The sequence below is a fragment of the Blastomonas sp. genome (assembly GCF_046294995.1).
In the GTDB taxonomy this organism is placed as follows: domain Bacteria; phylum Pseudomonadota; class Alphaproteobacteria; order Sphingomonadales; family Sphingomonadaceae; genus Blastomonas.
Window position 1 is genome coordinate 1 of record NZ_JBKBOG010000015.1, and the last position, 8,123, is coordinate 8,123.

An 8,123-nucleotide genomic window follows, 5' to 3' on the forward strand; every position below is an offset into this window, starting at 1 on the left:
GACAGCCTCAGCTGTACCGCCTTGAGCGCATCTGCGTAGTCGCCGTCGAACGAGGCGCCCTTTTCATAGTCGGACAGCTGGATGCTCATCGACGGTCTCCTGCCAGTCTGCTTTCTCGTGCGGCATAGTCCGCCTCGGCGGCACGGCGCGCGCCGATCCGGTCGAACGCGGCATTGATCGCCCGCTCGCTTGGCAGCAGAGTCTGCGCCTGGCGATATCGCACCAAGGCATCGTCGAGCTCGCCGCGCTGCTCGGCGCACAGCGCCAGGTTGAACACGATCGAACTCTGCCCGGGCACCTCGCTATCCAGCGCCGCCCAGATATCGCACGCGGCCTGCGGATTGCGTTCGGTGGCTTTCAGCGCATCGCGGAACCGGTTGGACTGCTCCTTGTCGAGGCCTTTGCGCGTCTCAAGCACCCGGATCGCGTCATTGCGAAAGACCGGCGCGATATCCAGCCTGACCTCTGCGACGGCATTGCCAATCAACGCTTCGATCGTATCGGGGACATTGCGGCCAGCATTGCGGTCGGGGCATATGACGGTCTGGTCACGCTGGACGATCTGGCGCTGATAGACGATCGCGCCATCATCGATCCGTGCCATGCGCAGCGAAGGGTTGAGGGTGACGATCCGTCGCTGGCACTTGATCTTGACGTCCTCCTTGCGCAGGCACTTGCCGTTGCCGTCTTTCTCGACGCATTCCTTGCGGGTTTCCTCGACATTCTGGTTTTCCACGACCGCATTCGCAATGCCGGAGAGCACCGCATCGGCCGGAGCGGTGGATCGTTCGGCAACAATGCGGAAATAGGGCTGATCATACACCGACAGTTCCGCCAGCATGCCCTCGAGCGCGAACGAGAGCGCACGCCCTTCGCGTCCGCCGAAACGCTCGACCACAAGCGATTCGACCTCGGCCGCTGCCCTCGTCCTTGCCGGATAAAGCGCTGCGACATCGAGCGTTTCGGCTGAGCCTGGCGCGGCTGCCAGACCAGCCGCCACCGTCATTGCTAGCATCACAGCGCGCAACACAGGCGCAGCCCTCTCCAAACACCCCATCACGTCGGCAGTCCCCCAAACTCATCTTCTCGGACCTTGGCCCGAATCTGTTGAAATGTAACATGTTTCTGGGCCAAGTCATGGGCCAATGCTGTGCGGTGGATCACCGGCACGCGTGTCAGGCCGGAATGCAACGAACGCCGTATAGCGGAAATTTCGCATCGTCGGTGATCACGATGGCCTGTTCGCCAAGCGCCTGCGCGATGATCAGGTGATCGAACGGATCGCGGTGATGCAGGGGCATCGCTTCCAGCACACGCAAATGCGTCGGCTTCAGATCAACGATCGCCATGCCCTGGTCCAGCACTGCACCCATCACGACAGCCCCGCTGTTATCCATCTTGCCGACCCGATGCTTGACCGAAATCTCCCAGGGCGTGGCGATGCTCACAAGGATTTGATTATCCGAGTCAGCGATGAGATTGCGAGCGCGCTGCCCGAGCCGGGCATTGTCCTGCAACCACCAGAGCAGCACATGGGTGTCGAGCATCAAACGCAATGTCGGGCGCCCCGCACTTACTTGGCGGGCCAGAACTCGTCGTCGTCCTTGCCCTCCATGGCATCAATCAGCCACTGTGGGGTTTCGTTGAAGTCTTCGGTCATCCGAATCTGCCCCCGCAAAGCACCGGGCTGCCGAGGTTTTTTGAGCGGCACGAACTCGCTTAAAGGTGGCAGCGATGGCGCGGCGACAAACGCCTGGGGCATTTCACGTACTCCGGATGGCAGCGCTTCTGCGGGCGCATCGCCCGATGCCACGCCCTGCAGATACGCCTTGACCATCGCCGAGAGCGACGTGCCCAGTTCGGCGGCGCGGATCCGCGCCAGCCGGTGGGTCTCGTCATCCAATGCGATGGTCACATTCTTCATGACCAGCGCAGTATCACAGTTTCACAGCTTTCTCAAGCCACGTCGCGGACCTCAGCCCTTGGGCGTCTCCGCCACCCGGATGTTGAGCTCGCGCAGCTGCTTGAGGCTGACCGGCGACGGTGCGCCCATCATCAGGTCCTCGGCCTTCTGGTTCATCGGGAACAGCACGACCTCACGGATGTTGGGCTCGTCGGCGAGCAGCATCACCATGCGGTCGACGCCGGGGGCCGAGCCACCATGCGGCGGAGCGCCGAATTTGAACGCGTTGATCATCCCCGAGAAGTTCTTCTCGACGTCTTCCTTGCTGTAACCGGCGATCTCGAACGCCTTGTACATGATGTCGGGACGGTGGTTCCGGATCGCGCCCGACGACAGCTCTACGCCGTTGCAGACGATGTCGTACTGCCAGGCGAGGATGTCGAGCGGGTCCATCGTTTCCAGCGCTTCCATCTCGCCCTGCGGCATCGAGAACGGGTTGTGGCTGAAGTCGATCTTCTTGGCGTCCTCGTCGTACTCGAACATCGGGAAGTCGACGATCCAGCAGAACTTGAACACGCCCTGCTCGATCAGGTTCAGCTGCTCGCCCACGCGGGTGCGCGCCGCGCCTGCGAGCTTTGCCGCCTGAAGCTCCTTGCCCGCTGCGAAGAACACGCCGTCATTGGGACCAAGGCCCAGCTCGGCGATCAGTTTGGCGGTGCCTTCCTCGCCATGGTTCTTGGCGATCGGGCCGCCAGGGACGCCGTCGCGAATGTTGATGTAACCCAGGCCTGCATGGCCCTCGCTACGCGCCCAGTCGTTCATGTCGTCGAAGAACTTGCGGCTCATCGCGCCCGCGCCCGGAGCCGGGATCGCACGGACCTTGCCGCCTGAACCCACGATCTTGTCGAACAGGCCAAAGCCCGATCCCTTGAAATGGTCGGTGACATCGCTGATCACCAGCGGGTTGCGCAGGTCGGGCTTGTCCGATCCGTATTTCAGCATGGATTCACGATAGGGAATGCGTGGGAATGCGCCTTCGGTGACCGCCTTGCCGTTGGCGAACTCCTTGAACACGCCGCCCAGCACCGGCTCGAGCGCGGCGAACACGTCATCCTGCGTCACGAAGCTCATCTCGAGGTCGAGCTGGTAGAACTCGCCCGGGCTGCGGTCAGCTCGCGCGTCTTCGTCGCGGAAGCACGGTGCTATCTGGAAATAACGGTCGAACCCGGCGACCATCAGCAGCTGTTTGAACATCTGCGGTGCCTGCGGCAGCGCATAGAACTTGCCGGGGTGAACGCGGCTGGGCACCAGATAATCGCGCGCGCCTTCGGGTGACGATGCGGTCAGGATCGGGGTCTGGAATTCGGTGAAGCCCTGCTCGACCATCCGCTTGCGCAAACTGGCGATGACCTGCGAACGCAGCATGATGTTGCGGTGCAGGCGTTCACGGCGCAGATCGAGGAAGCGGTAGCGCAGGCGGATGTCTTCGGGATACTCCTGTTCGCCTGCGACCGGCATCGGCAGTTCGTCGGCGGCGGACTGCACGATGACTTCGGCGGCACGCACCTCGATTTCGCCGGTGGGAAGCCCAGCATTCACCGTTTCGGCCGAACGCGCCACCACCGTGCCAGTGACCGTCACGACGCTCTCGACGCGCAGCCGCTCCAGGGACGCGAAGGCCGGGCTGTCGGAATCGGTGACGATCTGGGTCAGGCCATAATGGTCGCGCAGGTCGATAAACAGCAGGTTGCCATGGTCCCGCTTGCGGTGGATCCAGCCCGACAGGCGGACCTGCTGGCCAACATCGGATGCGCGAAGCGCGGTGCAGTTGTGGGTGCGATATGCGTGCATGGAAACCGTCAATCCTGATCGAGACAACAAGTGCCGTCGCCCTGCAGGGTACAGGGCGGGCCAATGGTGCGGCTAACACAGCCCCACCGCGATTTTGTCAAGCTTTGTGCGCTCAAGCTGCGCGCCCGGAGCAAATCAGATCAGCCCCAGATGCGCCAGGCAATCGCAGCCGAACACCGCCAGATCGCCGGGATCGGTCATCAACCGCCGCTGCGCCACGCGAAAGCGGCGATAGTCGTCGCCATAATCGCGCGCGACACGCGCAGCATCGAGATCGTTGGTCTTGCCCCAGTGACGGGTGAACCGAATGCCCAGTGCATCGAGCCTGGCGACCACCGCGCGGTAACTGCGATGGCTGACATCGCTGCGTGGGCCGTCGAAATCGATCACGACATTGTCAGCAAAGCGCGCAGGCGCCAGCAGTCCCGCAGCGCGCTTCATGAAACGCAGCGTGACAACCGTACCCCCGCCGCCGCTGACGAAGGCGTCGATCAGCGGGTCGAACGCACGCTCAAGATCGTCCCGGGCCATCGTGACCGATCCGTTGAACAGGTTGGCGATCGGGTTGTGTGGCTCGGTGGTCTGGCCCCAGGTCGCGACTGCCTCGGGATCGTCGATGTCGCGCTGCACGGCATAGCCTGCACGCATCGCCAGTTGCAAAATGTCGGCGCGGAACAGATCGAAACCCGCCATCGCCTTGCCGATCAGCGTCAGCGCGTCATACCCTGCCCCGACCAGCGGGCGCGGCGGCGGCGGGATGGTCGGATCATAGCCGCGGCGGTAAAGCAGCCGCAGCAGCGCATCCTTGTCGAACGGATCGAACGGGTTGAGGATCACCTGAACGAAATACGGGTCCTCATCGAGCGCCATTTCGCGCGAGAAGCCGCGAAAACCCCCCCGCGCCAGCTGGGTGATGTGCCCGCGGTTCAGCCGCCCGCGCTTCTGGATATTGCGCACCATGTAGATCGGCTCGCATTCGATCACCAACGCGGTGACGAACCCCATCGCGCCGACCGCAACGAGGCACGCGGCGAACACATCGTCATCGCGCAGGATAATGCTGCCGGTGGCGGCGACAAAATCTGGCGCCATCACCGGCTCGCGCGGCTCGACCCAGAAAATCCCCGACGGAGTGACGACCTGCAGCGCGCGGATATGGTCCTGGATGCCGCCTGCGGTCAGGACGCTGCCATGCGTCCCCGTCGCCGCCGCGCCTGCCAGCGTCTGTCCATTGCTCGCCCCGCCTGTCGTCAGCGACAGGCCCAGTTCCTCGGCGCTGTCGTTGACCTCGTCGACCGTCGCGCCCGCCTGCACCAACATCAGCCGCGATGCATCGACGGCAGGTGCTACATCATCTGCGCTCAGCCTCCAGCAACGGTTGATCCGGCGGGTCTCGACCAGCCAGCCGTTCTCGACGATCGAGATCGGCGATGGCGACCAGCCCGATCCCAGCGGTCGGACCTGGACGCCGGCAGCCTTTGCCGCCTGCAACAGCGCCAGAACGTCCCCGGCTACTTCGTGCAGCGCAGCGCGCGCGCGATCTGCGCTACTGTTGATAAGCTCGATCAGATCGGCAAGGTCCGCCGATGCCGTGCCGTGATAGTTGGTCCAGCTCTGCCTGCCGTGGCGAATCGGTGCGGGCATCAGGCGTCCTCCACCGGGCTGTTGCCGGCGAACATGCGGTAATCGATAGTGACCCTGCGCACGATGCCAAGGGTGACCACCGACAACAGGATCTGTCCGAAGCTCATCGAAAACCGCATGTCATTGATCCCGCGCCCGGCCGGATCGCAGATGCAGGCGCTGCGTCCCGCACGCGTGGCGAAACCCCACGCCAGAATAGTCACCACCTCCCTGCCACCGCCGACGGGCCGGGAATTGTCCAGCACCAGAAAGGCATCGCCACCAGAGGCGAGCATCTGCCCAATTAGCGCCAAAATGAGAGCGATTAACACCCCATAATAAATCCACATGACTGTTCCCCCGCGCCTGACAAGACGCGCATTACATGAAGGATGGATGGTTTATTGTGCGAACCGGCTTCCCGTCTCCTGAGATACGCGCCGATTCATTATGGACCCGGTGACAGTTTGCGACATTCACGGCACGCTGTATAGGTTCAACATGCATATCCACCCATTGATTACCGACACCGATTCCCTCACCCGGTTGTGCGAGCGTCTGGCCAAGTCAGACTTCATCGCGGTCGACACCGAGTTCATGCGGGAAAACACCTATTGGCCCGAGCTCTGCCTGGTGCAGATCGGTAATCTGGAGGAGGCTGCGGCGATCGACCCCAAGGCGCCGGGGATCGATCTCAAGCCCATGCTCGACCTGCTGACCGAGAACCACGATGTGCTCAAGGTCTTCCATGCGGGTCCGCAGGACATCGAGATCATTTTCAACCTCACCGGCAAGACCCCGGTTCCGCTGTTCGACACCCAGGTCGCAGCGATGGCGCTGGGTCAGGCCGAACAGATCGGATATGCCAATCTGGTCGAGAACTGGCTTGGGCTGACCGTCGACAAGGGCGCGCGGTTCACCGACTGGTCGCGCCGCCCGCTCGAAGCGCGGCAGATCGATTATGCGATCGGTGACGTGACTCACCTCGCCAAGATATTCCCCAAGATGCTCGAAAAGCTGCGCCGCACCGGGCGCGGTGCGTGGCTGGATATCGAGATGGAGAAGCTGGGCGACCCGCGCCAGTACAAGCCCGATCCCGACACGCTTTGGCAGCGCATTCGCCCGCCGGGCCGCAGCGCGCAGATACTGGGGCGGATGCGCGCACTGGCATGGTGGCGCGAGACCGAGGCGCAGGACAAGAACCTGCCACGCGGGCGGATCATGAAGGACGAGACGCTCGCCGATATCGCCGCGCACCCGCCCTCGCATCAGGCCGAGCTTGGCAAGGTTCGCGGTCTGTCGGCTGCATGGCGCGAGAACGATATCGGTGCGCGGATGATGGACGCGCTGATCGCCGCGCGCCCGCTCTCGCCTGCCGAAATGCCGCCCAAGAGCGCGCGCGGCCCAGCGCTGGGAAAGGAAGGCGCGCTCGTCGCTGACCTGCTCAAATTGCTGCTCAAGATCCGTTCGCGCGAGATCGACGTGGCAGCCCGGCTGCTGGCGCGCAGCGATGACCTCGAAGCCCTGGCGGCGGGCGTGCGCAAGAACCTGCCGATCCTCGAAGGCTGGCGGTTCGAGCAGTTCGGCCGCGATGCGCTGGCGCTGGTCGAGGGGCGGATGGCATTCGCCATCGCCGATGGCCGGATCAAGATGACGCGCACCGAGCTGATCGTGGAGCCCGAGGAAGGGCCCGAACCCGCTCTTGAAATCACCGCCGTCACGGAACAGCCATGACGTCGTATCTGCCCACGCTCAAACAACTGCAATACCTGGTTGCGCTGGAAGAGCATGGACATTTCGGCAAGGCAGCAGAAGCCAGCTATGTGACCCAGTCGACGCTGTCGGCGGGCCTTCGCGAACTCGAAACCCTGCTGGGCGTGGTGCTGGTCGAGCGCACCCGGCGCGTCGTGCGCTTTACGCCATTGGGCAACAAGGTGGTCGCCAAGGCGCACCGCATCCTGCGCGAGGCCGAAGAGCTTTCAGACCTCGTCCGCTCCTCGGGCAAGCCGCTTTCGGGCGAACTGCGGATGAGCGTGATCCCCACCATCGCGCCCTTTCTTTTGCCACGGCTGCTGCCAGGGCTTCGTCGCGAGCAGCCCGAACTCAAGCTGTTCCTGCGCGAGGAAGTGAGCAGTGCCGCGGTCGAGTCGCTGCATCATGGCCATGTCGATTGCGCGCTGCTGGCCCTGCCCTTCCCGGCCGGCGATGTGGAACATGAGACGTTGTTCGTCGATGCGCTGTATGTCGCCTTCCCCAAGGATGATCCGCGCGACCCGCCCGAATTCGTGCGGCCAGAGCTGATCGACGAATCGCGGCTGCTGCTGCTCGAGGACGGGCACTGCCTGAAGGACCATGCGCTCGCCGCCTGCAACCGGCCCGAGCTGCGCGCCAGCGCGATGATGTTCGGCACATCGTTGCACACTCTGGTGCAGATGGTCGACAACCGCCTGGGCCTCACTCTGCTGCCGCAGATCGCGATCGATGCGGGGATATTGAACAACACCGACATCGTCGCACGGCCCTTGCTGGCCGATCATGCCTCACGCGACATTGCGATCATCTGGCGCAAGAACAGCCCCAGGGCAGACGAGTTCCGGATGCTGGCAGAGATCTTGCGCCGTGGTCATGCCGAAGGCAAATGCGCGGGGTAGACTGGGCAAGGGTGGTACGCACGTCCCTCGACTTCGCTCGGGACAGACGGAATGTGTGGCGCCAACTTTTCCCGCGTTCCCGAGCGAAGTCGAGG

The 8,123-nt window shown here is 63.5% G+C and carries 8 protein-coding genes; 2 read left to right on the plus strand and 6 right to left on the minus strand.

Annotated features, from left to right (window positions below; translation table 11 throughout):
• Window positions 1–85 precede the first annotated feature (85 nt).
• The 6 genes from ACK4R0_RS13915 to ACK4R0_RS13940 all read right to left on the minus strand — a co-directional run bounded on the left by ACK4R0_RS13915 (window position 86) and on the right by ACK4R0_RS13940 (window position 5,727).
• Window positions 86–1,006 (minus strand): hypothetical protein, encoded by a 921-nt coding sequence (locus tag ACK4R0_RS13915; protein WP_409675075.1) that lies wholly within the window; start codon window positions 1,004–1,006, stop codon window positions 86–88.
• A 169-nt stretch (window positions 1,007–1,175) separates the two neighbouring features.
• Window positions 1,176–1,547: a type II toxin-antitoxin system VapC family toxin gene (locus tag ACK4R0_RS13920; protein WP_409675078.1), complete on the minus strand. Its 372-nt coding sequence runs from the start codon at window positions 1,545–1,547 to the stop codon at window positions 1,176–1,178.
• 26 nt (window positions 1,548–1,573) lie between these two features.
• A complete protein-coding gene (locus ACK4R0_RS13925) occupies window positions 1,574–1,924 on the minus strand; it encodes a hypothetical protein (RefSeq protein WP_409675082.1) in 351 nt (116 codons plus the stop codon).
• 51 nt (window positions 1,925–1,975) lie between these two features.
• The gene (gene aspS, locus ACK4R0_RS13930; RefSeq protein ID WP_409675085.1) at window positions 1,976–3,754 is read right to left on the minus strand and encodes an aspartate--tRNA ligase; all 1,779 of its coding nucleotides are present in this window, start codon (window positions 3,752–3,754) and stop codon (window positions 1,976–1,978) included.
• A gap of 135 nt (window positions 3,755–3,889) precedes the next feature.
• Window positions 3,890–5,398: an FAD-binding protein gene (locus tag ACK4R0_RS13935; protein WP_409675088.1), complete on the minus strand. Its 1,509-nt coding sequence runs from the start codon at window positions 5,396–5,398 to the stop codon at window positions 3,890–3,892.
• Complete coding sequence (locus tag ACK4R0_RS13940; RefSeq protein WP_409675091.1) at window positions 5,398–5,727, minus strand: hypothetical protein; 330 nt, start codon at window positions 5,725–5,727, stop codon at window positions 5,398–5,400. The genes ACK4R0_RS13935 and ACK4R0_RS13940 overlap by 1 nt, the downstream gene beginning before the upstream one ends.
• Before the next feature lie 151 nt (window positions 5,728–5,878).
• On the opposite strand from ACK4R0_RS13940, the gene rnd reads away from it, so the two are divergent.
• Together rnd and ACK4R0_RS13950 are read left to right on the plus strand one after the other, a co-directional pair.
• Window positions 5,879–7,111, plus strand: a complete 1,233-nt coding sequence (gene rnd, locus ACK4R0_RS13945; protein ID WP_409675278.1) for a ribonuclease D — start codon at window positions 5,879–5,881, stop codon at window positions 7,109–7,111.
• The gene (locus ACK4R0_RS13950; protein WP_409675094.1) at window positions 7,108–8,028 is read left to right on the plus strand and encodes a hydrogen peroxide-inducible genes activator; all 921 of its coding nucleotides are present in this window, start codon (window positions 7,108–7,110) and stop codon (window positions 8,026–8,028) included. Before rnd ends, ACK4R0_RS13950 begins: the two co-directional genes overlap by 4 nt.
• Window positions 8,029–8,123: the final 95 nt, after the last annotated feature.

Bases quoted from the DNA above. Each gene is read 5' to 3' on its own strand.
- rnd (WP_409675278.1), top strand. From the start codon at position 5,879: ATGCATATCCACCCATTGATTACCGACACCGATTCCCTCACCCGGTTG.
- ACK4R0_RS13920 (WP_409675078.1), bottom strand. From the start codon at position 1,547: ATGCTCGACACCCATGTGCTGCTCTGGTGGTTGCAGGACAATGCCCGG.
- ACK4R0_RS13940 (WP_409675091.1), bottom strand. From the start codon at position 5,727: ATGTGGATTTATTATGGGGTGTTAATCGCTCTCATTTTGGCGCTAATT.
- ACK4R0_RS13925 (WP_409675082.1), bottom strand. From the start codon at position 1,924: ATGAAGAATGTGACCATCGCATTGGATGACGAGACCCACCGGCTGGCG.
- ACK4R0_RS13915 (WP_409675075.1), bottom strand. From the start codon at position 1,006: ATGACGGTGGCGGCTGGTCTGGCAGCCGCGCCAGGCTCAGCCGAAACG.
- ACK4R0_RS13935 (WP_409675088.1), bottom strand. From the start codon at position 5,398: ATGCCCGCACCGATTCGCCACGGCAGGCAGAGCTGGACCAACTATCAC.
- aspS (WP_409675085.1), bottom strand. From the start codon at position 3,754: ATGCACGCATATCGCACCCACAACTGCACCGCGCTTCGCGCATCCGAT.
- ACK4R0_RS13950 (WP_409675094.1), top strand. From the start codon at position 7,108: ATGACGTCGTATCTGCCCACGCTCAAACAACTGCAATACCTGGTTGCG.